Source organism: Caballeronia sp. LZ033 (genome assembly GCF_031451265.1).
Lineage (GTDB): Bacteria > Pseudomonadota > Gammaproteobacteria > Burkholderiales > Burkholderiaceae > Caballeronia.
In genome coordinates, this window is the sequence record NZ_JARUXQ010000004.1 from 915,348 (window position 1) to 940,688 (window position 25,341).

A 25,341-nucleotide genomic window follows, 5' to 3' on the forward strand; every position below is an offset into this window, starting at 1 on the left:
TTGTCCTAGTTCATTTAGTTGAAGTCATGCACGTGCGGGAACTGGCCGAACACCTCGCGCATCGTCTCGATGGCCGTGCGGAACGTGCTCTCGCCGACTTCCGCGCCCACGCACAGACGCACGGCATTGGGCCGCACCGCGCCGCGCACGAGGAACGGATCGGGCGAAGTCACCGCGATATTGCGATTGCGCAGTTCACGCGTAATGCGCTCCGCTTCCCATTCGTCGGGCACGCGCAACCACACGGACAGCGCATTCGGATGACTGCCCAGCACATAGTCGCCGAGAACTTCGCGCACCACGCCCTGCCGCGCCGCCAGACGTTCGCGCTGGATCTGCACGAGCCGCGCCGCGGTGCCGTCCGTGATCCAGCGCGCGGTGACTTCGGCAATCGGCGAAGTCGCCATCCAGCAGCTCACACGCAACACGCTTTCGGCGCGCAACGCAAGCCGCCGCGGCACCGTCATGAAGCCCGTGCGCAGCCCGCTCAGCACCGACTTCGTCATGCTCGTGCAGTAGAACGCCAGCTCCGGAATCAGGCTCGCGATGGGCGTTTGCGTCTTCGCGGGCAACGCGCCGTAGACATCGTCCTCGATCACATACACGCCATAGCGCTCGGCAATCCGCGCAATGGCGCGGCGGCGCGAGTCCGGCATCATCGCGACGGTGGGGTTGTTGAGCGTCGGCGTGCAGACCAGCGCGCTCACGCGCTCGCTGTCGCACATCTCCTCGAAGTGCTCCGGACGGATGCCGTGTTCATCGAGTTCCAGACCCTTGAGCGTGAATCCCAGCACGTTCGCCGAGCCGATCACGCCGTGATCTGTGAGGCTTTCGCACAGGACCGTGTCGCCGGGTCCGACAATCGACGCCAGCGCCAGAAAGATGCTGTGCGCCACGCCGTTCGTGACCAGCAAGGTATCCACGTGCGCCGGCATGTTGAGCGAGGCAAGCCATTCCACCCCCGCCTGGCGATGATTCTCGAAGCCCGCGATAGGCCGGAACGCGCGTATCCACGGCTGGTCCTCGATGGTCGAGAGCGTTGCGCAGACCTTGCGCCACATCGCATCGTGCTCGGGCGTATGCACGATGCGCGCAATCGAGAAGTCGACGACCGAGCGTTCGGCGGTGTCGAGCATGTAGTTGGACATGGTCTCGGTCACGCGCGCCGCGACGAAGCTGCCGCGCCCCACTTCGCAGCGGATCAGGCCTTGGCGCTCCAGTTCCTTGTAGGCGTTGGTCACGGTCTGCACGCTGATTGAAAGATCAGCGGCGACCTCGCGCTGCGGCGGCAGACGTTCGCCCGATGCCAGCGCACCGCTTTCGATGTCCGCGGCCATCGCCTTCACCAGCCGCTTGTACTTGGACTGCACGCCCTGCACGGTACGCACGGCGTCGCGCCATCGTTGGTTCACACGCTGTTCCTTTTATCCAGGTTGCCCAAGCATCGTCATGCGCAATAGTGGCGCAAAAGCGCACCCGAAAATAATTGTCCTAGAGCAATCGGAACAAATATATGGCTTTGTATTCTGCGTTCGTGGCTGCGCGGCGAATGCCTTTGAGACCTCTGCAGCAAGGGTTTCCACGAACTTCCACATGAACGCCCTTCTCCGACCACGCTTGAAGAACCACCACTACGGGAACGATATGAAGACGAAGCGACTGTCTGGATTGCTGGCAGCGGCGTGTGTCACAGCGGCATGCCTGGCCTCCTTTGCCACGAGCGCGAGCGCGGAAACCACCTTGCAGCGCATTCAGCGCACCGGCGAGGTGCGCATCGGCTACGCCAACGAAACGCCCTTTGCCTACACGACGGCTGACGGCACCGTGACCGGGGAGTCGCCGGAGATCGCGAAGAAGGTCTTCGCCAAGCTCGGCGTGAACAAGGTCGATGCGGTCCTGACCGAATGGGGCGCCTTGATTCCGGGCCTCAAGGCCGGCCGCTTCGACGTCATCGCGGCAGGCATGTACATCACGCCGGAGCGCTGCAAGCAGGTTGCGTTCGCCGATCCGCAATACCAGATCCCCGACACGCTGCTGACGATGAAGGACAACCCGAAGAAGCTGCACAGCTATGCCGATGTCGCGAAGCAACCCGATACGAAGCTCGCAATCATGGCCGGCACCGCCGAACTCGGCTACGCGCGTCAGGCCGGCATCAAGGACGATCAGATCCTCCAGGTTCCGGACACCACCGCGCAATTGCAGGCGGTGCGGGCACGCCGCGCCGATGCCGCCGTGGGCACGTCGCTGACCATGAAAGGCCTGGCATCGAAAGGCGGGCCGCAAGTCGAAGCGGTGAGCCAGTTCAACGACGATCCGAAGCACACGGGCTATGGCGCGCTCGCGTTCCGTCCGGAAGACACGGACCTGCGCGATGCGGTCAACAAGGAACTGCATCAATGGCTCGGCACGGACGATCATCTGAAGACCGTGGGGCCGTTCGGTTTCGACAAGTCCAACCTGACGACGAAGAAAGCACCGGAGCTGTGCGCGGGCTGAAGCGCTTCGCGTCTCGTTACGGCAATTCACAGCGTTTCATCCACTCGCGAGGACCATCGTCATGAGTGACCTCAATGAGCTCCTGCCCCTGTTGTGGAAGGGCACGCTCGTCACGATGCAGATTGCCGTGATCAGCATCCTCCTGGCCATCTTCATGGCGAGCGTCGCTACTGCGTTGCGCGCCGCGCCCTATCGCCTCGTGCGCTGGGCCGGCAATGCCTATGTGGAAGTGTTTCGCGGCACCTCGCTGCTGGTGCAGCTGTTCTGGCTGTTCTTCGTGTTGCCGCTGCCGCCCTTCGACCTGAAGCTGTCGCCGTTCACGGTGGCCATCGTCGGGCTGGGGCTGCACTACGGCGCGTATGGCTCGGAGATCCTGCGCGGCGCGCTGCGCTCGGTGCCCGGCGGCCAGTATGAAGCGGCGCTCGCGCTGAACATGCCGGCAACGGCGCGGCTGCGTCGCATCATCCTCCCGCAGGCGATGATCAATGCCCTACCGCCCGCGACCAACCTGATGATCGAATTGCTCAAGGGCACCTCACTCGTCTCGCTGATCACGCTCTCGGACCTGACGTTCCGCGCGCGCCAGCTCGACGAAGCAACCTTCAAGACAGCCGAGATCTTCGGCCTCACGCTGCTCATCTACTTCGTGCTCGCACAGATCATCGTCTCCGTGATGCGCGGCTTCGAGCGCCGCGTCAGCAGTCATGTGGCCGTTCGCAAGCCGGCGCGTGCGCTTCCGGGAGCGGCATCATGAATGCGCTCGGACAGCTCTTCGATGTCAAGTACGCGCTGCAGATCCTGCCCGAACTGGCGCGCGCGGCCACCTACACCATCGGCATCACGCTGGTTGGCTTCGCCATCGCCCTCGTGCTGGGTCTCGTGCTCGCGATCCTGCGGCGCAGCGAGATCGCCGCCGTGTCGCGGCCCACGGCGCTGTTCATCGAATTCATCCGCAGCACGCCGCTGCTGATCCAGGTGTACGTGCTGTTCTACGTCGCGCCGCTCTACGGGCTCACGATGTCCGCGCTGACGGCGGGCACCATCGGCATCGCGGTGCATTACGCGTGCTATGTGTCCGAGGTCTATCGCGCGGGTCTCAACGGCGTGGCGCGCGGTCAATGGGAAGCCTCGTGCGCGCTGTCGCTTTCGCCGTGGCGCACCTATACCGGCGTGATCCTGCCGCAGGCGATTCGCCCGGTGATTCCCGCGCTCGGCAACTACCTGGTCGCCATGTTCAAGGACACGCCGGTGCTGTCGGCCATCACGGTGGTCGAACTGATGCAGCAGGCCAAGAACCTTGGCTCCGAAACGTTCCGCTATCTCGAACCGATCACGATGACCGGGATCTTCTTCCTCATCATCAGCGTGACGTTCGCCTCGGGCGTGCGTCATCTGGAACGGCGCGTGAGGCTGCCATGACCGCAACCCACCTTCAGGAGCAGCAGATGAAACGCGATCTCGATCCCGCGCTCGGCGCCGCCGCCGATGCCCGCGCGAACGCACCGATGGTGCGCTTTCGCAACGTGACCAAACGCTATGGCGCGCTGACCGTGCTGGACGGTCTCGATCTCGATGTCGCGCGCAACGAGAAAGTAGCGATCATCGGGCCGAGCGGCTCGGGCAAGTCCACGCTGCTGCGCGTGCTGATGACGCTCGATCCGCTCACCGACGGCGTCATCGAAGTGGACGGCGAGCCGCTCACGCATGAACGGCGCGGCGGCGCGCTCGTCGCTGCATCGCCGCGCCATGTGCGGCAGGTGCGCAGCAAGATCGGCATGGTGTTCCAGAGCTTCAACCTGTTCCCGCACATGACGGCGCTCGCGAACACCATCGAAGCGCCGATGAGCGTGCTTGGCCTCTCGAAGAAGGAAGCCACCGAACGCGCCCGCGAACTGCTCTCGCTGGTCGGACTCGCGGACAAGAACGATCACTATCCGTCGCAGTTGTCGGGCGGTCAGCAACAGCGCGTGGCGATTGCACGCGCGCTCGCCATGCGCCCGCAAGTCATGTTGTTCGATGAAGTGACGTCGGCGCTCGATCCCGAACTGTGCGGCGAAGTGCTCAACGTCATCCGCCGCCTCGGCGAGGAGCACAACCTGACCATGCTGATGGTCACGCACCAGATGGGCTTCGCCAAGGAATTCGCCGATCGCGTGTGCTTTTTCTCGCAAGGCAAGATCATCGAACAGGCGCCGCCGCAGCAGTTCTTCTCAGCGCCCCAGCATGAGCGCACACGGCAGTTCCTGCGTGCGGTGACCGAAGCGCTTTGACAAGGCCGCGCGGTCCGCGAATTGCTTCGCGCTCTCCAGACGCAAAACGTGCTTTGATGTTCGAAGCTACTGGAGAGTGCGATGTCCCCCATTCAGCATAAGGTTGCGCGTGCCGCAGAGGTCTCCGCCGAACGCGGCAAGCGCGTGTGCATCAAGGGCAATGAGCCGGACGCGAAGGAAACGCCCATTCTGCTCGTGCGCGACGGCGACGACATTCGCGCCTATACGGCCGAATGTCCGCACGCGGGCGGGCCGCTCGATGAAGGCGCGATCTGCAACGGGCGCATCGTCTGTCCATGGCACAAGGGCACCTTCGAGGTACGCGACGGCAGTCTCGTCGAACCGCCTGCGCTCAAGGCGCTGACTCGCTACGAGACCACCGTCAACGACGGCGACGTTTATATTGCACTGCCCGCCGTCGATAGCGAAGAGTTCGCATCGAAAGCGCAGACGAATGCGAGGACGATGCTGGTCGTCGGCGCGGGCGCGGCGGGCGCCGCTGCATGCGCCGCGCTTCGCGAAGCCGGTTTCGACGGCCGCGTGGTTCTGGCAGGCGGCGACGCGCGCGAGCCCTACGATCGCACGTCGCTGAGCAAGTTCACGCTCGCCGGCGACATGCCGCCGGACGACGTGCCGCCCCTGCTCGACGCGGATTTCTTCGAGAAACATGACATCGACCGCATCGAGTCGGACGTCATGCATCTGGACGCCCGCGCGCGGCACGCGGATTTCGTCGACGGCAAGAAGCTCGACTACGACACCGCGCTCATCTGCACAGGCGGCACGCCCAAGCCGCTGACCATGCCCGGCGCGAATCTCGGACATGTGCACTTGCTGCGCACACGTGACGATGCACGCGCCATCCTGGCCTCGCTCGAAGGACACAAGCGTGCAGTGATCGTGGGAGCGAGCTTCATCGGACTGGAAGCGGCTTCATGCCTGAGGAAGCGCGGCGTGGACGTTACCGTGGTCGCGCCCGGCAAGGTGCCCTTCGCGAAGCAGTTCGGCGAGCGCATCGGCGACATGTTCCGGAAACTGCATGAGAAGAACGGCGTGGCGTTTCACATGAACGCGCGCGTGAGTTCGCTCGTGGGCGGCAATGCGGTGCGCGAAGTGATGCTCGACTCCGGCGAGAAAATTGCCGCCGACATCGTCATCGCGGGAACCGGCGTCGCGCCCGCGACGCAGTTCCTGACAGGCGTCGCGCGCAACGAGGACGGCAGCCTTACCGTCAATACCACGATGCTCGCCGCGCCCCACCTCTATGCCGCAGGCGATATCGCGCAGTTTCCGCTGCCGCGCTCGGGGCAGTCCGTGCGTATCGAGCACTGGCGTGTCGCGCAGCAGCATGCGCGCGTCGCCGCGTACAACATGGCGGGACAACCGCGCGACTATGCGGGCGTGCCGTATTTCTGGACCTTCCACTACGACAAGACCTTCGACTATCTCGGACACGTGTCGGAACCGGACAGCGTCGAGATCGACGGCGACCTCGACGCCCAGCACTTCATCGCCTTCCTGATGAAGGATTCGCAAGTGGGCGCGGTGGTGGCCTGCGAGTACGATGCCGCCGTTTGCCGGCTCGCCGAAGCGATGCGCGAACCGCTCACGCTGGAACAGGCGCGACGCATCGCGCACGGCTGACTTGAGGAATCGAGGAACGAGACATGGCCACTACAGCCGGGAAATCCACCAAGTCGCCGAAGCGCAAATCCAGCAGCAGCAAGCGTCCGAGCACGCGCCAGCGTCATTCCCTTGCCACCGCCCGCAAGAAGCCCGCGCGCTCGACACACCGCTGGTCGCATCACGTCATGGAGACAAGCGACGCGATGGATATCCAGCGCGACATCTTCAAGACCGGCAATGCACAGGAAATCGCCGATTCGCTGAAGCGCTCCTCCACGCACAGCACACGCCGCAAGGGGTCGCCGTTCCAGTCGGCCATGTCGATGCTTAACTTTTATATCAACCGCGCGGGACGCAATCTGCCGAAGTCGCGCAAGAGCACGCTGGAACGTGCGAAAAAGCGGCTGCGCGAGGCGTTCGGGCGCAAACCTTGAGGCGCGATTCCGGGTGACACGGAACCGCGCGCCTTGAATGGCTCAAGGTTGACGCTGCCCGCCCTGATGCTGAGGCAATGGCTGGTTCTGCTGACGCTGGCCACTCTGATTGTCCTGCTGCGGTTGTGCGGGCGGCGGCTCAGGCTGGCCGTGCTGTTGCTGTGACGGGTCCGACGGCTGATTGCCCATTTGCTTCTGCTTGTCGCTCATGTTCCCTCCTCCGCTTTGAACTGAAACACCGGTGCGACTCGAAGGCCGCCCACGGGTCAGCATCGCGCATACCCGACACGACGAGGAACGTCGCTTGCTCGCTGTGCACATGCATGCGCGGGCGATCCAGCCTGCACGCATTCAGCCAAGGAGACAGCGATGGCCCAGCAACCTCCTCTCAATCCCGGCGATGAAGCCGAAGCCGGCGCGCCCGGCTCAGGCGAGGATCTGTGTCCGGACTGCAACGGCACCGGCAAGCTCGACGGTTCGGAGTGCGCTACCTGCGGCGGCACCGGCAAGGTGACACAGGGCATCGGCGGCGGCTGAGCGGATCGGCGGAACCTCCGCTCGTCACACCACAGGAGTCAAGCTTGAAGAAAACATCGAAACAACTCGTGCGCGTTGCAGCCAGCCTGTCGATGCTCGCTTGCGGCAGCGCCTTCGCGGCAGGCTACGCCGCCGGCTTCGGTCCCGATCCCGAATTGCCCGCACCGCACAAGGGCTTGATGCCGACCGTGAACATCGCTCCGGCGAAGCCGTGGCAAGCCGGCGAGCAGCCGGACGCCGCACAGGGTTTCCAGGTGACGCCGTTCGCCACCAAGCTCGATCACCCGCGCTGGATCGCCACGCTGCCCAATGGCGACGTGCTCGTCGCGGAAAGCAATGCGCCCGCGCAACACGACGAAAACGCCGGCATCAAGGGCTTCGTGATGAAGAAGGTGCAGAAGCGCGCGGGCGCGGGCGTCGCGAGCCCGGACCGCATCGTGTTGCTGCGCGATACCAACGGCGACGGCATCGCCGACACGCGGACCGTGTTCATCGACAAGCTGCATTCGCCGTTCGGCATGGCGCTCATCGGCGACGAACTGTACGTCGCGGACACCGACGCGATCATGCGCTTCAAGTACGAGCCCGGCATGACGCAGATCACCACGCCGGGCGAGAAGTTCATGGATCTGCCCGCCGGCGAGATCAATCATCACTGGACCAAGAACATCATTGCAAGCCGCGACGGCAAGAAGCTCTATGTGACCGTCGGCTCGAACAGCAACGCGGCGGAAAACGGCATCGATGCCGAGAACGGCCGGGCGCAGATCATGGAAGTGGACATCGCGACGAAGCAGGCGCGGCCGTTCGCCACCGGTTTGCGCAACCCTAACGGCATGTCATGGCAGCCGCAAAGCGGCGCGCTGTGGACGGTCGTAAACGAGCGCGACGAACTGGGCAACGAACTCGTGCCCGACTATCTCACCTCGGTGAAGGACGGCGCGTTCTATGGCTGGCCCTACAGCTATTACGGCCAGCATGTCGACGACCGCGTGAAGCCGCAGCGCGTGGACCTCGTGCAGTCCGCGATCCTCCCCGACTACGCGCTCGGCGCGCACACCGCGTCGCTCGGCCTGACGTTCTACGACGGCAGCGCCTTCCCCGAGCGCTATCGCAATGGCGCGTTCATCGGCCAGCATGGCTCGTGGAACCGCAAGCCCCGCAGCGGCTACAAGGTCGTCTTCGTGCCCTTCCAGGACGGCAAGCCCTCGGGACCGCCGGAAGACATCCTCACCGGCTTTCTTTCGTCGGATGGCCATGCGCGCGGACGGCCCGTCGGCGTGGCGGTGGATCATGCGGGCGGCCTCCTCGTCGCCGACGATGTCGGCAACGCCGTGTGGCGCGTCGCGCCCGCCGGGAAGCCGCAGTAAGTGGCCGCGCGCAAGCCAAAGACCAAACCCGCGCGCGGGCCGGGCAGCCTGTTCGCGCTTGCGGAGCGGCAGATCGTCGGGCTCTACGATGCCGGCGTGATGTCGCCCGCCGTGCTGCATCATCTCGTCGCGGCTTACGCGGAGAGCGGTATCGACTGGAACGAGAACGGCACGCTGCGCACCGTGGACGGCCATGGCGTGCACGAAGCAGTGGTCATCGTGATGATGCCGGGACGCGCGCTGAAGACGGCGCGCAAGGACTTCATCTCGGTGGTCGAGCATCTCGCGGGCGCGTCATCACCTACGGACCCAGCCGAAGACGCGCCCGACGACGAAGACCTGTTGAGCCAATTGGGCGGCGACGGCACGCGTTCGTCAACCCGTGCAGCGAAGAAAACCGAGCCTTCTCCGAAGCGAGCCGGCTTCAATCCGCTAGTCGGCGCGCGCTCGGTGCCGAGTCATAACAAGTAAGCCCATTCAATGCGCCACGCCCGGCGCAATCAGTTCGAGCAGATCGTCCATGTCGAACGGCTTCGCGAGAATCGGCACGCCGAGATGCTTCGCGCGTTCAAGTTCGTCGGCGTAGCCGGTCATCAGGATCAGCTTCTGCGCCGGCAGCCGCTTCGTGATCTGCTCGGCCAGGTCGATGCCGTTCATGCGGCCCGGCATCTGCACGTCGGTCAGCACGAGATCGAAAGCGTAGCCTTCGCCCAGCAGCGCGAAGGCGCCATCGGCGCTGTCCTCGTGATGCACCGCGCAGCCGAACACTTCGAGTACGGCCAACACGCCCGCCGCCACATCCTGGTTGTCCTCGACCAGCAGCACCGACGTGCCGCGCAGCGGATGCGCTTCGTCGTTGGCGTCAGTGGTCGAGCGGGCCGCGGGCAGCAGCGGTTCGATCTCGGTCTCCGGCGGCATGTAGGCCTTCGACGTCACCGGCGCCGGCCCATGATGCCGCGGCAGATACAGCCGGACCGTCGTCCCCGATCCCGCCACGCTGGTGATGCGCGCGGTGCCCCCGGCCTGCTCGCAGGCCGCCAGCACCTGCACCAGGCCGAGGCCCGTGCCCATGCCGCGGACTTTCGTCGTGAAGAGGGGCTCGAAGGCGCGCCGCAGCGTCTGCTCGTTCATGCCTTCGCCGTTGTCCGTGATCGAGATGAGCAGATACTCGCCATCGGGGATATCGGTTTCGGCACCCCGCACGCGCGCGTTCTGGCAGCGGATCAGCACGCGCCCGCCGTGCGGCATCGCCTCGCTGGCGTTGACCGCGACGTTCACGAGCGCCAGTTCCAGTTCCACCGGATCGGCCGTCACGCACCACAAGTCGGGCGACAGTTCCAGCGTCACCGACACCGACGGATGCACGGAGGTCTTCACAAGCCCGAGCAGATTGCGCAACCACGCCGCCGGCTCGATCAGTTCCTGCTTGAGCGGCTGCTTGCGCGCAACGCTCATCAGGCGCCGCGCCAGCGATTCGGCCCCGGAAGTCGCGCGCTCCACCGCCAGCACCTCCGGCTCGACGCCGTTGAAGTGCTTGCGCCGCGCCAGCTCCATGTTCGACGCCACCACCATCAGCAGGTTATTGAAGTCGTGCGCGACATTGGCGACGAGGTTGCCGAGCGCCCCCATGCGCCGCAGCTGTCGGCTCGACGCCTCGATGGACAGTCGCGTCGCCACCTCCGCGCGCCAGCGTTCCCACGCGGCCTGTTCGGCGTTCAGCCGGCGAATGGAGAACAGGATCAGCAGCCAGACGGCGATGCACGGCCCCAGCGCGGCCGCCGCCGCGAGCGCGAGGCCGTGAAGCCAGTTCCCGTAGATCGCGGAGACCGCGTAGCCCACCGCGACATAGAGCGGATAATCGCCCACGCGCCGGAAGGCCAACAGCCGTTCGACGTGATCGACGCTCGACTCCACGCGCATGCGGCCATACAGCTCGTTATTGCGGAAGGCGTTCGTAAAGGGCGTGTTGGCGGCGGGCTCGGCGTCGTCGGGCTTGGCGGGATAGCGCGCGAGAATGCCGCCGTCGCGCCGGTACAGGCCCACCACAACTGCCTGATCGCCGCCGACCAGCTCGTGATAGAAGTCGACGAAGTAGCCCCGCTTCACCGCGATCGACACCACGCCAAGGAAGCGCCCATTGCTGGCAATGCGGCCCATCGTGGTTGTGAAGACATCCGAACGCGCCACCTTGCCGCGCAGGGGCAAGGAGAAGTACGTGACCGGCGCGACGGAACGCGCGGACTGGAAGTCGTCGCGCTCGGCGATCGAGACGGGCGGCGCCGGGAAATAGCGGCTGTTCGCGAGCAGATTGCCATGCTCGCCGAACACGGAGATGGCCGCGATCTGCGCGAGCGTGCTGTCCATCTCGTCGAGCGTGTGATGAAGCGAGGCCTCGCGGCCGCGAATGGCGTCGTCGTTGCTGTCGCCGAGCAGATCGACGATACGGGTTTCGAGTTGCTGGTTCAGGTCGATGACCTTCAGCGCATGCTCGTCCGCCACGCGCGTCAGGCGCTCGGTGAAGTCTTCCGCGTCGGAAAAGCGGCGCTGCAGGTCGTAGTAACCATACAGGGCCAGGCATGCCAGCGGAATGACGATCGACGCAGCCAGCACGCGCAGCAGCATCTTTCGCGTCGAAGCGAAATTGCGTGCGGGCAGCGGCAGATCGTATGTCGCGGTCTCGGTGGAGTCCAAGCGTTGCGCCTCCGGGGATGTCGACCGGTATATCGTAACCGGCGCGCGCTCGGGACGGCACAAGATCCTGAAAGACGCCGGGCGGGGCATTCTCTGTCAATGCCCGAGACCCGTCAATCGGCGCGCCTGTGTTGAGTCGCGTCACAGGCGCAAAGACCGCAACGGCTGGAACGGCCAGTCAGCCCGCCAGATCCCGCTCCGGCGTCGCCGAGATGCGATGGATGGCCAGATCGGCGCCATTGAACTCTTCCTCGCGATCCAGCCGCAGGCCCACGGTCAGCTTGATCGCCCCATAGACGGCCGTGCCGCCGGCCAGCGCGAGCGCCACCGCGCCCACCGTGCCGATCACCTGCGAGAAGATCGACACGCCGCCAATGCCGCCGAACACCTTCTGCCCGAAAATGCCCGCCGCGATGCCGCCCCACGCGCCGCACATGCCATGCAGCGGCCACACGCCGAGCACGTCGTCGATGCGCCAGCGGTTCTGCACGCAGGTGAACATCTGCACGAACAGCACGCCCGCGACCGCGCCCACGATCAGCGCGCCGAGGGGATGCATCAGGTCCGAGCCCGCGCACACCGCGACCAGGCCCGCGAGCGGTCCGTTATAGGTGAAGCCCGGATCGTTGCGGCCTGCGAACCAGGCGGCGAGCGTGCCGCCGACCATCGCCATCAGCGAGTTGACCGCGACGAGGCCGCTGATCTTGTCGACCGTCTGCGCGCTCATCACGTTGAAGCCGAACCAGCCGACCGCCAGCACCCATGCGCCCAGTGCCAGGAAGGGAATCGACGAGGGCGGATGCGCGGCGATGCGCCCGTCCTTGTGATAACGCCCATGACGCGGCCCGAGCAGCACGACCGCAGGCAAGGCCACCCAGCCGCCGAACGCATGCACGACCACGGAACCCGCGAAGTCGTGAAACGGTGCGCCGAAGGCCTGCGTGAGCCAGGCCTGGATGCCAAAGCGCTCGTTCCACGCCATGCCCTCGAGCAGCGGATACAGGAAGCCGACGATCACGCAGGTCGCGAAAAGCTGCGGATTGAACTTGGAGCGCTCGGCGATGCCGCCGGAGACGATCGCCGGAATCGCCGCTGCGAAGGTCAGCAGGAAGAAGAAGCGCACGAGCGCATAGCCGTTGTGCTCGGCGAGGATATCGGCGCCATGCATGAACTGCACGCCGTACGCGATGTTGTAGCCGATGAAGAAGTAAGCGAGCGTCGAGACGGCGAAGTCCACCAGGATCTTGACCAGCGCGTTGACCTGATTCTCGCGGCGGACCGTGCCGAGTTCGAGGAACGCGAAGCCCGCATGCATCGCAAGCACCATCGCGGCGCCAAGCAGCAGAAAAAGTGTGTTGGTTCCGGACTGAAGTGCCTGCATGGTCGAGCGGTCGATTGACGAAAGGCGCTCAATTTGCAAGTTCCGGGCCAAGTTGGCGCATGAGGCATCGAAGCGGTGCGTACGTTTGGCCCACAGGCGAACAAGGTGGTGCGGCGTGCGCCGCGAACGATCAACGGGTGTTATCGAACTTGGTGCAATGCTCTTTCATGTCGCATGAAACGCACCGATTTCGTGCTTTAGTTTTCATCGTGAAGGCTGATGAAGGGACATTGCAAGCGTTGCAACAAGGCGTCCCCCTGACTTGACCCGCGAGTATCCTGAAACCGCGCGGCAACGTTCGGGAGGCATCCGGCATGGACTCCACATTCGACAACCGAAGGCACGCAGGCCGCGACCTCGCGACTCATCTCGGTCACTACGCCCATCGTGAAGACGTCATCGTCCTCGCGCTGCCGCGCGGCGGCGTCCCTGTTGCGTTCGAAGTGGCCCGCGCGCTCGACGCGCCGCTCGACATCCTCGTCGTCCGCAAGCTCGGCGTCCCGGCGCAGCCCGAACTCGCCATGGGCGCGATCGCCTCGGGAGAAGCGTTCTTTCTGGACCGGAGCATCGTGGATTACGCAGGCGTGTCGAAGGATCAACTCGAACGCGTAATCGCCGGGGAACGTGCGGAGCTGCTACGGCGCGACCGGCTGTATCGGGGAGCGCGTCCGCCGCTCGACGTGAGCGGCCGCGTGGCGATTCTCGTCGACGACGGCATGGCAACCGGCGCGACGCTCAAGGCCGCCGCAATGTCGCTGCGGCACGCGCATCCCGCGAGGATCGTTGCGGCGCTGCCGGTCGCGCCGCTCGATTCGGATGCGCGCGTGGAACACGTCGTGGACGAGTTCGTGTGCGTCCTTCGGCCGCGTGCCTTCTTCGGCGTAGGCCAGTTCTACGCCGATTTCGACCAGACCAGCGACGACGAAGTCCGCGACCTGCTCGACGCCGCGCGGCGCGACGCCTAGCGCGTCCAGGGTGCGCCGGATTCCTCGTTGCTGCGGCCGTAACGCGAGCGCGCCTCCTTCAGCACAGAGCGCTCGATCACGCCGTCATCCACGAGCGCCTTCAACGCGGCCAGCACGATCGACACGCGGTCCACCTCGAAGAACGCACGCAGCGCCTGCCGCGTATCGCTGCGGCCGAAGCCGTCGGCACCCAGCGTCACATAGCGGCGCGGCACGCTGGCGCGAATGAGTTCGGGCAGCGCGCGCACATAGTCCGTCGCCGCGATCACCGGTCCGTGCGTGCCTTGCAGCGCGCGCGTGACGAACGGCTCGGGGGCGTCATCGTCGCTCAGGCGCGCGAGACGTTCGCAGGCCGCGCCGTCGCGATGCAGCTCGGTGTAGCTCGTCACGCTCCACACGGCGGCGTCGATGTTCCAGTCTTCCGCGAGCATCGTGCGCGCCGCGAGCGTTTCATTCAGGATCGCGCCTGATCCCAGCAACTGCACCTGCGCCGCGCTCTCCGCAGCGTCGCCGAGCCGATGCATGCCGCACAGGATGCCGTCGCGCGTGGCATCGCTCAGCGTGCCGCCCGGCGCGGAAGGCTGGGCATAGTTCTCGTTGGTCACCGTGACGTAATAGAACACGTCGTTCTGACGCTCCATCATCTCCTGCATGCCTTCATCGACGATGGCCGCCACTTCGTACGCGAACGCGGGATCGTAGGCGCGGCAATTCGGGATCGTCGATGCGCTCAGATGGCTCGTGCCGTCCTGATGCTGCAAACCCTCGCCGCCGAGCGTCGTGCGCCCTGCCGTCGCGCCGATCAGGAAGCCGCGCGAACGCTGGTCCGCCGCCGCAAAAATCAGGTCGCCGATGCGCTGGAAGCCGAACATCGAGTAGTAGATGTAGAACGGCAGCATCGGCAGGTCGTGCACGCTGTAGGACGTCGCCGCCGCGATCCACGACGACACCGCGCCCGCCTCCGAAATGCCTTCTTCGAGAATCTGGCCGCGCGTGTCCTCGCGGTAATAGAGCATCGAGCCCATGTCCTCCGGCTCGTACAACTGGCCGAGCGGCGAATAGATGCCCACCTGCCTGAAGAGGTTCGCCATGCCGAAGGTGCGGGCCTCGTCGGCGACCACCGGCACCACGCGCGGTCCGAGCGTCGGATCTTTCAGCAGGCTGCCAAGCATCCGCACGAAGGCCATCGTCGTGGACATTTCCTTGCCGGCGGCAGTCAGCGCGAATTGTCCCCAACTGGCGAGCGCGGGCGGCGTGACGCCCTGTGTCGCCTTCGCCCGGCGGCGCGGCAGATAGCCGCCCAGCGCCGCACGCCGCTCGTGCAGATAGCGCATCTCCGGGGCGTCGTCGGCCGGTTTGTAGAACTTCACCTGCTCGACGTCTTCATCCGAGAGCGGCAGGCGGAAACGATCGCGAAACGCCTTGAGGTCGTCGAGATCGAGCTTCTTCTGCTGATGCGTCGTCATGCGGCCCTGTCCCACCGTGCCCATGCCGAAACCCTTCATGGTCTTGGCGAGGATCACGGTCGGTTGGCCCTTGTGCGCGAGCGCCTTCGCGTACGCCGCGTGCAGCTTGCGCACGTCGTGGCCGCCGCGGCGCAGACGGTCGATGTCCTCGTCCGACAGATGCGCGGCCAGCGCCGCCAGTTCCGCGTTCTGGCCGAAGAAGCGTTCGCGGTTGTAGCGGCCGTCGTTGGCCGAGAAGGTCTGGAACTGGCCGTCGACGGTATGCGCAAAGGCGCGCAGCAACGCGTTGTTGCGGTCGCGCGCGAACAGCCCGTCCCAGTCCGAGCCCCACAGCACCTTGATGACGTTCCAGCCCGCGCCGGTGAACTGCGCTTCGAGTTCATCGACGATCCGGCCGTTGCTGCGCACGGGACCGTCGAGCCGCTGCAGGTTGCAGTTGATGACAAACACCAGGTTGTCCAGCTGCTCGCGCGCCGCGAGCGACAGCGCGCCGATCGATTCCGGCTCGTCCATCTCGCCGTCGCCGAAGAAGCCCCACACCTTGCGGCCTTCGGTGACCTGCAGGTTGCGGTTCTGCAGATAACGCATGAACCTGGCCTGGTAGATCGAGTTGATCGGCCCGATGCCCATGGAACCGGTCGGGAACTGCCAGAAGTCGGGCATCAGCCACGGATGCGGATAGGAGCAGAGTCCCGGTCCCGCGATCTCGCGCCGATAGTGCTTCAGGTGTTGCTCGTCGAGGAAGCCTTCGAGAAAGGCGCGCGCATACACGCCCGGCGACGAATGCGGCTGGAAGTACACGAGGTCGCCGCCATGATTCGCGCCGGCCGCGCGGAAGAAGTGATTGAAGCCCACTTCGAACAGATCCGCCGCCGAGGCATAGCTGGCGATATGACCGCCCAGCTCGCCATAGGCGCGGTTCGCGCGCACGACCATCGCGAGCGCGTTCCAGCGCAGCACGGCGGCGAGCCGCTCTTCGACGTCGAGCTTGCCCGGATACGGCGGCTGCTGCGCGACGGGAATGGTGTTGGTGTAAGGCGTCGCGCGCGCTCGCGCCGATTCCACGCCGACGGACAGCGCGTGTTCCGCAAGCCGGTCGAACAGATACTGCGCGCGCTCCCGGCCTACGTGCTCCACGACGGCGTCGAGCGCCTCCAGCCATTCGGCGGTTTCCGCGGGATCGACGTCCTCGCGGCCTTTCGCGATGGAAAGAAGCTGGGTGGTTCCGCTCGACAAATCGGTCATGGCGACTCCGCGCGCTGGCTGATGGTGGCTGATGGTGACTGATGGATCACACAAGCATATCCATGCTTGCGCAAAATGTGCGTCTCATTTGGCTGTTTCTGCGCTTTGCGATAGTGTATTTATTCTTTCAAACCGCCCGAAACCGGAATTTCTCGACCATGAGCACGACGACCCGGCAACGCCTCGACCGCATCGACATCGGCATCCTCAACCAGTTGCAGCACAACGCGCGCATCACCAATGCCGAGCTGGCGCGGGCGGTGAATCTCTCGGCTACGCCCTGCTTCAACCGCGTGCGCGCGCTGGAGAAGGCCGGCCTGTTCCGCCAGCACGTCACGCTGCTCGATCCGGAGGCACTCGGCCTGTCGATCAACGTGTTCATCCAGGTGAGCCTGGAGAAGCAGGTCAAGGACGCACTGGCGCACTTCGAGCACGCGATCAGCGAACGTCCCGAGGTGATGGAGTGCTATCTGATGACGGGCGACGCGGACTATCTGCTGCGCGTGGTGCTGCCGGACATCGCCGCGCTGGAGCGCTTCATCCTGGAGCGCCTGACCACGCTGCCGGGCGTGTCGAACATCCGCTCCAGCTTTGCGCTGAAACAGGTGCGCTACAAGACGGCGCTGCCCTTGCCCGCCTCTGGTATGACCCTGCGCGATCCGGATGCCGCCGAAACGGAATGGACTTGATTGTTTCGCCAAAAAGGTCAATTCTTCCGATCAAATCAACAGCAAGAGTAACTCTTGCCATGACTCGGAGTGTCATCTATAACTCGTGTGCCACGCGGCCTGCCACCCGCGAATCCGCGTTCCTACCACGAAGCGCCACGCGAGAACAACAAAATGAACCTCGAGACGGTACGTGTTTTCATCATGACGCGTGGCGTCGATCTGGCGATCATGGTCGTCGGCGCCATCGCGCTGTGGATCATCGGACGCTGGCTCATCAGTCTCGTCACCGGCGGCATGCGCAAGCTGCTGGCGCGCAACGGCCGCGTCGATCCGACGCTCGCCCATTACCTCGGCTCCATCGTCGGCGTCATTCTCAACCTGCTGCTGGTCCTCGCGATCCTGCAGATCTTCGGCGTCCAGACCACCTCTTTCGCGGCGCTGCTCGCGGGCCTGGGTCTCGCCATCGGCACGGCGTGGGGCGGGCTGCTCGCGCACTTCGCCGCCGGCATCTTCATGCAGGTGCTGCGGCCCTTCAAGGTCGGCGATTTCGTGACGGCGGGCGGCGTCACCGGCACCGTCACCGAACTCGGGCTGTTCGGCACCACCATCACGACGCCCGACAACGTCGCGGCCATCATCGGCAACAACAAGATCTTCTCCGACACGATCTGGAACTTCAGCCTGCTGCCGCACCGCCGCGTGGAGCTGACGGCGAAGATCGCGAACGGCGTCGATCCGCTCGACGCCATTGCGCGGCTGAAGGAAGCCATCGCCCGGATTCCGAACGTCGCGACGACGCCGCCGCCGGACGTCGAAGTGCTGTCGTTCACGCCCGAAGGCCCGTTGCTGTGCGTGCGCCCTTACACCAACACGAGCGATTACTGGCAGGTCTACTTCGACACCAATCGCGCAATCATCGAGACCTTCAAGCAAGCCGGCTATCCGACGCCGGAAACGCCGCTCGCACGGCGCGTCATCAGCTAGACGCGCCGCGTCCGTTGCTCAAGCCGCACGGACGCGCGCGTCGTGCGACGGCAAGCCCCCGAGGCGCGCCGCAACGTGATCGATGAAGGCACGCAGCCGCGGCGCTTCATGACGGCTCTGCGGCCACACGATCTGGAACGTCCCCTCCGTGCTCACGTGCGCGCCGAGCACCGTCCGCAACAGACCCGCCTCCAGCGCATGCTTCGCGACGAAATCCGGCACGCAGGCGAGACCGAGCCCCGCGACGCAGGCGGCCAGCACCGCTTCCATGTCGTTGAAGGCGAGGATGGCGTGAGGATCGAGCGCATAGCTGTGATCGCCGCGGGCGAAGCGCCACGGCTCGGGCCGGCCGCTTGCCGGCGAGCGGAAACGGATGCAGGCGTGGCTCGCGAGTTCCTCGGGTGTCGCCGGATCGCCGCGTGCCGCAAGATAAGCCGGCGCCGCCACGATCACCGGGCCATATTGCGCGAGCGGACGCGCGAGCAATTGCGAATCGGCGAGACGCCCGGTGCGGATGACCGCGTCATAGCCTTCCTGCGTGACGTCGACCAGACGGTCGCTGAAGTCGATCTCCAGTTCGATGTCCGGATAACGCCGCCTGAACTCCGGCACGAGCGGCAACAACAGCCGGCCGCCGAGCGACGGCGCGCTGATGCGCAGGCGTCCGCGCGGCGAGGAAGTGGAATGGAACAACTCGTTCTCGGCGTCTTCGAGATCGGCAAGCATGTGCTTGCAGCGCGCGAAGAAGCGGGCGCCTTCGTGCGTGAGGCCGATGCGCCGTGTCGTGCGGTTCAGCAGTTGCACGCCGAGCTTCGCCTCCAGCCGCATCACGCTCTTGCCCACCGCCGACGCCGACAGCCCCAGCGCGCGGCCCGCCGCCACGAAGCTGCCGGTTTCGGCCGCCCGCACGAAAGCCACCATGCCGGACAGGCTTTCGGTGGAAAGAGAACCGTGCGTGACGGATGCGGCCGCGGCGGGAACCTGAGTCATGTGCGTGATCCAGCGAGAAGAAGGGGCGCAACGATTGCGCCCTGTTCTCTGCATGAACGTGCACGCACGGCTTTTATTCCCCGGCGCCGTCATGACCGACGGCGGCGCTTCAGCCGTTCAGTTCCTCATGCAGGGCCACATATTCCTGCGCGAGCTTGTGACGCGGTTCGAGGTAGATCATCGGCCGCGCGTGCTGATGGCTCTCGCGAATCTTCACCGACGAGGACAGATGTGAGTTGAGCACCGGCAGGTCCTCGCCACGCAGTTCATCGACGAGTTGCTGCGGCAGGCTCGCGCGCGGCTGGAACTGGTTGATGACGATGCCTTCCACGCTCAGGTCCGGGTTGTGATCGTGACGGATCTCCTGCACGTTATCGAGCACCGAATAGAGCGCGCGACGCGAGAAGTCGTCGCAATCGAAGGGAATCAGGCAGCGCTCCACCGCGATCAGCGCGGAACGCGTGAAGAAATTGAGCGCGGGCGGCGTGTCGATGTACACGGCGTCGTAGTGTTCGAGATTCCTGAGCGCGTCACGCAGCTTGTAGATCTTGTAGCGCGATTCGAGCTTGCCTTGCAGCGCTTCGAGATTCGGGTGCGACGGCACGATGTCGAGATGCTCGAACGGCGTCTGGTGAATGAAGGACTCGAAGGCGGGTTCGCGAAAGCTGTAGCTCAGCGCGGACTCGAAGAAGCTCGCGAGATTCGGCTGGGCCTCGGCGGCCTGTGCGCCGAGCAGATACTGGCTGGCGTTGCCTTGCGGATCGAGATCGATGACGAGCGTGCGCAGGCCGCGCGACGCGCTGATGGCCGCCAGATTGCAGACGATGGTGGACTTGCCCACCCCACCCTTTTGATTGAAGACCACTCGGCGCATCGGCTTATTCTTCCTCGGTTTGTGAACGGTCGTTTGTTCATGTTGCTTTCGGTGGCTTTTCACGGGGTCGACCGGTGCCCGGTGGCAAATCTTAGCGCATCAAAATGACCGCTCTTCGACGCTGCACGCCGCGCGCGCCTGTGCGACGATGTTTCGCATGCCCGCCTACCCACGCAACCTGGTGCATCCTGACGCCCCTTCATGGCAGGACGTTGTCACGCAGACAGAACGCGCGCTTGCGTGCGGCGCACTGCGCTCCTTCGACACCACGCAGAGCGTGATCGACGACGGCGGCGTGCGCTTCCTGATCCGGCAGGCAGCGAATCTTCGACGCAAGGAGGAAGCAGCGACGCTCGCGGCCCGATCGGCCAGTGCATGGCGCGATCCGTTCTCGCCGTGCGAGGCGGCGCTGCGTGTCGGCGATATCGGCGCGCGGCACTTCCTGTTGCTCAACAAGTTCAACGTGCTCGCGCATCATCTGCTCATCGTGACGAACGACTTCGAGACGCAGGAGTCGCTGATCGACGAAAGCGATTTCGCCGCCTTGTTCGCGTGTCTCGCGCGCGTCGAGGCGCTGGGCTTCTACAACGGCGGCACGATCGCCGGTTCGAGCCAGCCGCACAAGCATCTGCAACTGGTGCCGCTGCCGCTCGACGGCCACGTCCTGCCCATCGAGCCGTGCATCGAAGCCGCGCGCACGGACGCGCTTTTTCAAGCGCCGCAGCTTGCGTTCAGGCACGCGGCCGCCTGGCTCGCCGACGACGATCCCGTCCGCGCCCACACCGTGTATCTGCAATTGCTGAAGGCCATCGGCGTCGAGCGGGTCGAAATTGCAGGCGTCGCGCGGCAGAGTGCGCCATACAACCTGCTGGTCACGCGCCGCTGGATGCTGGCCGTGCCGCGCAGCGTGCCCGACGTGCAAGGCGTGGCGGTGAACGCGCTCGGCTTCGCGGGCTCGCTGTTCGTACGCGACGACGCCCAGCGGCGCATCGTCGAAACACTCGGTCCGATGCAATTACTTGCGAACGCAACTATCTCTTGAAATCGGCCGGCGTGCCCCGCATGTCCGCATCCAGACATCTGGAGTCATGCCAACATGGGAAGCCGGCCACAATTCATCGATGACCTCGGGCGCGCGCCGCACGCCGCCGCGTCGTCAGCGTCATCCACACACGCCGCGCCGCTTGACGACACCGCCCTGCTCGACGCCTATTCGCGCACGGTGATCGGCGCACTCGAACGCGTGCAGCAAGCTGTTGTGTTCATCTCGGTGGAGCGTGAACTTGCCGACGCGCGCGGGTCGCGCCGTCAGGCGGGCGGCACGGGATCGGGTTTCATCTTCACGCCGGACGGTTATCTGCTGACCAATAGCCACGTCGTACACGGCGCCACGCAACTCGCCGTCACGCTCGCCGACGGCACGCGCTTCGACGCCGATCTCGTCGGCGACGATCCCGCCAGCGATCTCGCGGTGCTGCGCATCGGTTCGCCCGAGCCGCTGCCGCATGTGCAACTGGGCGAATCGGGCAGCTTGCGCGTCGGGCAGATCGCCATTGCCGTGGGCAATCCGCTGGGCCTCGCGCAGACGGTCACCACCGGTGTCGTGTCCGCGCTCGGGCGCTCGTTGCGCTCCACCTCGGGCCGCCTGATTCACGACGTGATCCAGACCGACGCCGCGCTCAATCCGGGCAATTCAGGCGGACCGCTCATCAATTCGGCGGGACAGGTGATCGGCGTCAATACGGCGATCATCTCCGGCGCGCAGGCCATTTCCTTCGCCACGGCGATCGATTCGGCCAAGTGGGTCATCATGCAGATCTTCACGCACGGGCGCGTGCGGCGCGCGTATATCGGCGTGGCGGGCACGACCACGCCCATCTCGCGGCGCGTGCAGCGATACTTCGGGCTGGCGTCGGCGAGCGGCGTGCATGTGATGGAAATCGTCAAGGGCAGCCCGGCTGCGATCGGCGGATTGCGGACGGGCGATCGCATCGTCGAAGTGGATGGAGTCGCCGTGGACAGCGTCGACGGCCTGCAACGCACGCTGGATGCGTCGCGCATCGACAAGCCCGTGAAGGTGGCCGTGCTGCGCGGCACGCAGAAGGTCGAGATCGATCTCACGCCGGTCGAGCAGACCGTTTGATGGCTCGAGCCGCATAGGCAGCGTACGACGGCACGCGCCGCCGTACGCCTGTTCACTTCATTCTTCCCCGGCTGGTCTCACGCGCGGCTTGAGCCCCGTCCCCGGTGACCGGTCTTGTCGAAACAGCGAAGACTTTCGCCAGGCGCTCGCGCAATGCGGCGGCATCGCGCCGCAAGGGCTCGTTGGCGGTGGCGTCGATCAAGGCATCGATACGCCGCCGCCAGTATTCCGGCCGCAGCACCGCATGGTGCGCCGGCGCACGGCGCCCGCTGGTCGCGACGCGCGCCAGCTCGGCAATCATTCGCCCGATATGCACGAGTTCCTCGTGCGCGTAGTGATCGGCGCTCACGGCGTGTGTCCTCCGCGTTTCCCTCTTGCTGAACGCACGACCCGAAAGATTTATTCCAATCCGAAAGGAATTACGCGGACGGGTCAGGCCCGCTCATTGCGCTAACGAACACATCCTGGCGGCTATGTGCGGCAACAGCCGGTAGGCGCGCCGCCGCTACGGTTCAATGCGAAGGCAGAAGGCAGCGCGCTCACGGGTCGCCCCGTTGAACGATCCTGCCCTGTCGGGGGAAGGTCCTGGAAAAAGGATTGCCATGAACACGTACAAGAAAAATCAGGCTGCGCCGCGACGCGCAGCTTTCCGTTGCACAGGCCAGCAGCTGGACGCCATCATGCGCTTCGCCGAGGAGCGCAGGCTCGATCAACAGCCGCTGCATGTGGTGGTCGAGGCCTTCTGGCGCTTCCATGCGCATGCGAAAGCCGCCTGAAGCAACGACATGCGTCATGCGGTGATGCAGCGCGCTGTCATCACTGATTCGACAGCACGCGCTCCTTGAGCACCCAGATCGCGGTAGGCACCGCGTAGTAGCCGCTGACATTGCCGGTGACGAGCTTGCCCGTCAACTGGATGCGGGCGTTCTCGGTAGGCGTGGCGTCGATGATCTGCACCGCCGATACATTCGATTGCTGTCGGGCATTCTGTCCCGCGCCTGCACTCAGGACGCATACCGGACTTGCCAGCGACAGCACCCATGCGGGCTTGGCCGATCCTGCCGCCTCATGCGGCGCCTGCCGCGTGGCGGTGCCTTCGAGCGTCACGACATCGCCATCGCTGTAGCACGGCGCCGCCGATGCCGCACGCGCCACCACCAGCAAGATCGTCAATGCGCAGGCTTTCGCAATCATTCGGACCTCGCGGAAAACGCGTCGGCAGACGCGCCATGTTGGCAGGAAGCATTGTCACTTTAGGGTATCGGCCGTGGGGTCGCAACCCGGTGAAAGCGCGCGGCCCCTTCACTGCCGACACCTTTCAGACCTGTCATGCGGGAACGGGCGTTGCTGCGGATCATATGAGGATTACACCAGCGCTGATTGCTTACCCGGATTGAGTAACTCGAGCAACGCGCAACAACATCCGAGGCTTGGATCGCGTAAAGACGATTCCACAGAGGGGGCGACGATGAATCAGGTCATAGTAGGTGTGTTCGGCTCCTATCGCGACGGACACGAGGCGCTTCGCGCATTGCAGCTTGCGGGCTTGCGACGCGACGACGCTCATCTTTACCAGGCACGCCGCGGCGAAGTCGATATCGATATGCCATGGCAACCCGCGCACGACGAAGACGAAGCCGAATATGTTGCACACGGCGAGCATCAAGGCGTGATCGCGCGCAATCGCTTTGTGCCTGACGAGCCCTTGCCGAAGCCCGCGGCTTCGCCGCCGACGGAAGCCGATGCCGCTCTGCTGCAGCGCACGCTGCTCGTGATTCGCATCACCGGCGATATCAAACCCGCGGCCATTGGCGAATTGATGCACGAACATGGCGCGATTGCCGTGAAGGACGCCAGCGGACACTGGCGCTTTTCACCGTACCGGAACGCCGCCCGCGTCTGAACCCATCAATGGATGCCTGACCGGGGTCCTTCGGTATCCGTGGCGGCATCGGCCTGGTCGTCGTCTTCGGGCGCGTCCGCCGATGCCGCCTCGTTCGCGAGATCACGGGCGGCCTGCGCGGCCGATGCCGCCCGCAACCGTCTGCAATGAGCGGAATGCCTGAGCGTGGCGAGCATTCGCACGACTTCACGCGGTCTGGTTCTCATCGACGTCTCCATCTCGATAATGTTCAGAAACTACTTTAAGTTTAGGCGCCCGGACGATGATGGCAAGGAGCAAGCGTGAAACAATGTCCCGCAAAGACCGGTGCGTTCGCTACTGGTACGACAGGGTGAAGGTCGCCCTGGCGCGAACGCTGCCGGGCACCAGCGCGCCGGCCGTGCGCACGTAGCGCGCCGACGTGCCCCGCCGACCACTGATTCAGCGTGCCCGCCGCCTGCGAATCCGGTCCGAACGCAATCGGATCCGCGCCGTTCAGGATCTCGATGCTCACGCCCGCTGCCGTCGAACCCGGCGCGAGCGCCATATCGGTGGAGCGGTTTCCCGGGTCGACGGCGTCGGTCATCGTGATGCAGACCTTGATGCCCGGCTGGCAGTCCGGTCCCATCGGGACCAGCGTGTCGCCGGTGCTGTCGCCTTCGCTCCACAGGTCAGTCGTCAATGCGTTGGGCAGCGGGAAGTACAGCGCGAGCGTCAGCAGCCGGCAGGGGTTGCCGCTGACCGTCGTCGAGCCGGTCAAGGTCTGGGTGGCCGTGACCGTCGCGAAACAACTGCCCGAGAAATTGATCTTCATGCTCGGCAAGTTGCTCGTGACGCCGCTGCTGACGGGGGCCGGTGACTACGAGCTCGGCCTTGGTGTCGTGAACGGCGCGGCCATCGGGCCGCGAGAACGACTGCGACAGCGGCGCCTCCGCCAGGCCGCCGGAGAAGTTGCTCGTGATGTAGAAGCGCACGCCGAGGCCCGGCACGCCGCTTTGATACGCGTTCGTGTAACCGGGCACGAGCGTTCCATTAACCGTGACGTCCTTCTGGATCGTGCAGTCGACGCCGCTCGTGGCAATGCCCGCATTGCCGCTCACGCTCGCCAGATTGGTGCCGACTGCGGTATCGCGTCCGATCGACACGTTTGCGGGAAAGCTCAGCAAGGGCATGCTGCCCCCGTTCGGGAACGTGAGCGTGCCCGCGATGGCCTGCCAGGCGGGAAGGAGCAATGCGTGCAGACCGAACGTGTTGCGATTGCGCTTCATACAGGACGCGCACAGACGCCTTGCGAGCGCGATGAGGAGAAACGT

General features: G+C 65.1%; 28 protein-coding genes. 16 read left to right on the forward strand and 12 right to left on the reverse strand.

From position 1 onward, the window contains the following. Positions 1-14 precede the first annotated feature (14 nt). The gene (locus QCE62_RS31440) at positions 15-1,412 is read right to left on the reverse strand and encodes a PLP-dependent aminotransferase family protein (protein ID WP_309926620.1); all 1,398 of its coding nucleotides are present in this window, start codon (positions 1,410-1,412) and stop codon (positions 15-17) included. Positions 1,413-1,644: 232 nt separating this feature from the next. Here QCE62_RS31440 and ehuB point away from each other — a divergent pair, with 232 nt between their 5' ends. From ehuB to QCE62_RS31470, 6 genes are all read left to right on the forward strand, one after another. Beyond that, a complete protein-coding gene (gene ehuB, locus QCE62_RS31445; RefSeq protein ID WP_309926621.1) occupies positions 1,645-2,499 on the forward strand; it encodes an ectoine/hydroxyectoine ABC transporter substrate-binding protein EhuB in 855 nt (284 codons plus the stop codon). 61 nt (positions 2,500-2,560) lie between these two features. Then, on the forward strand, positions 2,561-3,253 hold the full coding sequence (gene ehuC / locus QCE62_RS31450; RefSeq protein ID WP_309926623.1) for an ectoine/hydroxyectoine ABC transporter permease subunit EhuC: 693 nt from the start codon (positions 2,561-2,563) through the stop codon (positions 3,251-3,253). Beyond that, the gene (gene ehuD / locus QCE62_RS31455) at positions 3,250-3,918 is read left to right on the forward strand and encodes an ectoine/hydroxyectoine ABC transporter permease subunit EhuD (protein ID WP_309926624.1); all 669 of its coding nucleotides are present in this window, start codon (positions 3,250-3,252) and stop codon (positions 3,916-3,918) included. Before ehuC ends, ehuD begins: the two co-directional genes overlap by 4 nt. Continuing rightward, positions 3,915-4,769: an ectoine/hydroxyectoine ABC transporter ATP-binding protein EhuA gene (gene ehuA, locus QCE62_RS31460; RefSeq protein ID WP_409017949.1), complete on the forward strand. Its 855-nt coding sequence runs from the start codon at positions 3,915-3,917 to the stop codon at positions 4,767-4,769. Before ehuD ends, ehuA begins: the two co-directional genes overlap by 4 nt. Before the next feature lie 81 nt (positions 4,770-4,850). Continuing rightward, positions 4,851-6,413: an FAD-dependent oxidoreductase gene (locus QCE62_RS31465; RefSeq protein WP_309926625.1), complete on the forward strand. Its 1,563-nt coding sequence runs from the start codon at positions 4,851-4,853 to the stop codon at positions 6,411-6,413. A gap of 23 nt (positions 6,414-6,436) precedes the next feature. Next, positions 6,437-6,829, forward strand: coding sequence for a DUF3175 domain-containing protein (locus QCE62_RS31470; RefSeq protein WP_309926626.1), 393 nt, complete (start codon positions 6,437-6,439; stop codon positions 6,827-6,829). 42 nt (positions 6,830-6,871) lie between these two features. Here QCE62_RS31470 and QCE62_RS31475 read toward each other — a convergent pair whose 3' ends face one another. Beyond that, positions 6,872-7,039: a hypothetical protein gene (locus tag QCE62_RS31475; RefSeq protein ID WP_309926628.1), complete on the reverse strand. Its 168-nt coding sequence runs from the start codon at positions 7,037-7,039 to the stop codon at positions 6,872-6,874. Positions 7,040-7,198: 159 nt separating this feature from the next. On the opposite strand from QCE62_RS31475, the gene QCE62_RS31480 reads away from it, so the two are divergent. From QCE62_RS31480 to QCE62_RS31490, 3 genes are all read left to right on the forward strand, one after another. After that, positions 7,199-7,366: a hypothetical protein gene (locus tag QCE62_RS31480; protein ID WP_309820549.1), complete on the forward strand. Its 168-nt coding sequence runs from the start codon at positions 7,199-7,201 to the stop codon at positions 7,364-7,366. A 92-nt stretch (positions 7,367-7,458) separates the two neighbouring features. After that, complete coding sequence (locus QCE62_RS31485; protein ID WP_309927534.1) at positions 7,459-8,736, forward strand: sorbosone dehydrogenase family protein; 1,278 nt, start codon at positions 7,459-7,461, stop codon at positions 8,734-8,736. Next, entirely contained in the window at positions 8,737-9,207 is a 471-nt protein-coding gene (locus tag QCE62_RS31490; RefSeq protein WP_309926630.1) for a hypothetical protein, read from the forward strand. A gap of 6 nt (positions 9,208-9,213) precedes the next feature. Here the strand turns inward: QCE62_RS31490 and QCE62_RS31495 are convergent, their stop codons facing one another. Continuing rightward, on the reverse strand, positions 9,214-11,427 hold the full coding sequence (locus QCE62_RS31495; RefSeq protein ID WP_309926632.1) for an ATP-binding protein: 2,214 nt from the start codon (positions 11,425-11,427) through the stop codon (positions 9,214-9,216). Between the two features lie 178 nt (positions 11,428-11,605). After that, a complete protein-coding gene (locus QCE62_RS31500) occupies positions 11,606-12,808 on the reverse strand; it encodes an ammonium transporter (protein ID WP_309926634.1) in 1,203 nt (400 codons plus the stop codon). A 314-nt stretch (positions 12,809-13,122) separates the two neighbouring features. Between QCE62_RS31500 and QCE62_RS31505 the strand changes: the two genes are divergently transcribed. Further along, complete coding sequence (locus tag QCE62_RS31505; RefSeq protein WP_309926635.1) at positions 13,123-13,773, forward strand: phosphoribosyltransferase; 651 nt, start codon at positions 13,123-13,125, stop codon at positions 13,771-13,773. Here QCE62_RS31505 and mdeB read toward each other — a convergent pair. After that, the gene (mdeB, locus tag QCE62_RS31510) at positions 13,770-16,484 is read right to left on the reverse strand and encodes an alpha-ketoglutarate dehydrogenase (RefSeq protein ID WP_309926637.1); all 2,715 of its coding nucleotides are present in this window, start codon (positions 16,482-16,484) and stop codon (positions 13,770-13,772) included. The two genes, QCE62_RS31505 and mdeB, sit on opposite strands and share 4 nt — an antisense overlap. Before the next feature lie 158 nt (positions 16,485-16,642). Between mdeB and QCE62_RS31515 the strand changes: the two genes are divergently transcribed. After that, positions 16,643-17,173, forward strand: coding sequence for an Lrp/AsnC family transcriptional regulator (locus QCE62_RS31515; RefSeq protein WP_309926639.1), 531 nt, complete (start codon positions 16,643-16,645; stop codon positions 17,171-17,173). Between the two features lie 153 nt (positions 17,174-17,326). Continuing rightward, positions 17,327-18,139 (forward strand): mechanosensitive ion channel family protein, encoded by an 813-nt coding sequence (locus tag QCE62_RS31520; RefSeq protein WP_309926641.1) that lies wholly within the window; start codon positions 17,327-17,329, stop codon positions 18,137-18,139. Between the two features lie 18 nt (positions 18,140-18,157). Here QCE62_RS31520 and QCE62_RS31525 read toward each other — a convergent pair whose 3' ends face one another. Together QCE62_RS31525 and QCE62_RS31530 are read right to left on the reverse strand one after the other, a co-directional pair. Then, the gene (locus tag QCE62_RS31525; RefSeq protein ID WP_309927535.1) at positions 18,158-19,060 is read right to left on the reverse strand and encodes a LysR family transcriptional regulator; all 903 of its coding nucleotides are present in this window, start codon (positions 19,058-19,060) and stop codon (positions 18,158-18,160) included. A 178-nt stretch (positions 19,061-19,238) separates the two neighbouring features. Then, positions 19,239-20,003 (reverse strand): ParA family protein, encoded by a 765-nt coding sequence (locus QCE62_RS31530; protein ID WP_309926644.1) that lies wholly within the window; start codon positions 20,001-20,003, stop codon positions 19,239-19,241. A 157-nt stretch (positions 20,004-20,160) separates the two neighbouring features. Between QCE62_RS31530 and QCE62_RS31535 the strand changes: the two genes are divergently transcribed. Both QCE62_RS31535 and QCE62_RS31540 read left to right on the forward strand, forming a co-directional pair. After that, positions 20,161-21,045 carry a phosphorylase gene (locus tag QCE62_RS31535; RefSeq protein WP_309926646.1) on the forward strand — a complete coding sequence of 295 codons (885 nt, stop codon included), beginning with the start codon at positions 20,161-20,163 and terminating at the stop codon, positions 21,043-21,045. Positions 21,046-21,099: 54 nt separating this feature from the next. Beyond that, positions 21,100-22,146 (forward strand): trypsin-like peptidase domain-containing protein, encoded by a 1,047-nt coding sequence (locus tag QCE62_RS31540; RefSeq protein WP_309926648.1) that lies wholly within the window; start codon positions 21,100-21,102, stop codon positions 22,144-22,146. Positions 22,147-22,198: 52 nt separating this feature from the next. On the opposite strand, the gene QCE62_RS31545 is transcribed toward QCE62_RS31540, so the two are convergent. Continuing rightward, positions 22,199-22,495: a hypothetical protein gene (locus QCE62_RS31545; protein ID WP_309926651.1), complete on the reverse strand. Its 297-nt coding sequence runs from the start codon at positions 22,493-22,495 to the stop codon at positions 22,199-22,201. Between the two features lie 205 nt (positions 22,496-22,700). Here QCE62_RS31545 and QCE62_RS31550 point away from each other — a divergent pair, with 205 nt between their 5' ends. Further along, positions 22,701-22,922, forward strand: coding sequence for a hypothetical protein (locus tag QCE62_RS31550; protein ID WP_309926653.1), 222 nt, complete (start codon positions 22,701-22,703; stop codon positions 22,920-22,922). 40 nt (positions 22,923-22,962) lie between these two features. Here the strand turns inward: QCE62_RS31550 and QCE62_RS31555 are convergent, their stop codons facing one another. Further along, on the reverse strand, positions 22,963-23,340 hold the full coding sequence (locus QCE62_RS31555) for a hypothetical protein (protein WP_309926656.1): 378 nt from the start codon (positions 23,338-23,340) through the stop codon (positions 22,963-22,965). A gap of 274 nt (positions 23,341-23,614) precedes the next feature. Between QCE62_RS31555 and QCE62_RS31560 the strand changes: the two genes are divergently transcribed. Continuing rightward, positions 23,615-24,049 (forward strand): hypothetical protein, encoded by a 435-nt coding sequence (locus tag QCE62_RS31560; RefSeq protein WP_309926659.1) that lies wholly within the window; start codon positions 23,615-23,617, stop codon positions 24,047-24,049. Positions 24,050-24,054: 5 nt separating this feature from the next. Here QCE62_RS31560 and QCE62_RS31565 read toward each other — a convergent pair whose 3' ends face one another. The 3 genes from QCE62_RS31565 to QCE62_RS31575 are packed head-to-tail and all read right to left on the reverse strand — an operon-like array spanning position 24,055 to position 25,296. Then, positions 24,055-24,255, reverse strand: a complete 201-nt coding sequence (locus QCE62_RS31565) for a hypothetical protein (protein ID WP_309926660.1) — start codon at positions 24,253-24,255, stop codon at positions 24,055-24,057. Between the two features lie 41 nt (positions 24,256-24,296). After that, positions 24,297-24,710, reverse strand: a complete 414-nt coding sequence (locus QCE62_RS31570; RefSeq protein WP_309926662.1) for a hypothetical protein — start codon at positions 24,708-24,710, stop codon at positions 24,297-24,299. Next, positions 24,700-25,296, reverse strand: a complete 597-nt coding sequence (locus tag QCE62_RS31575) for a hypothetical protein (protein ID WP_309926664.1) — start codon at positions 25,294-25,296, stop codon at positions 24,700-24,702. The genes QCE62_RS31570 and QCE62_RS31575 overlap by 11 nt, the downstream gene beginning before the upstream one ends. Positions 25,297-25,341 lie beyond the last annotated feature (45 nt).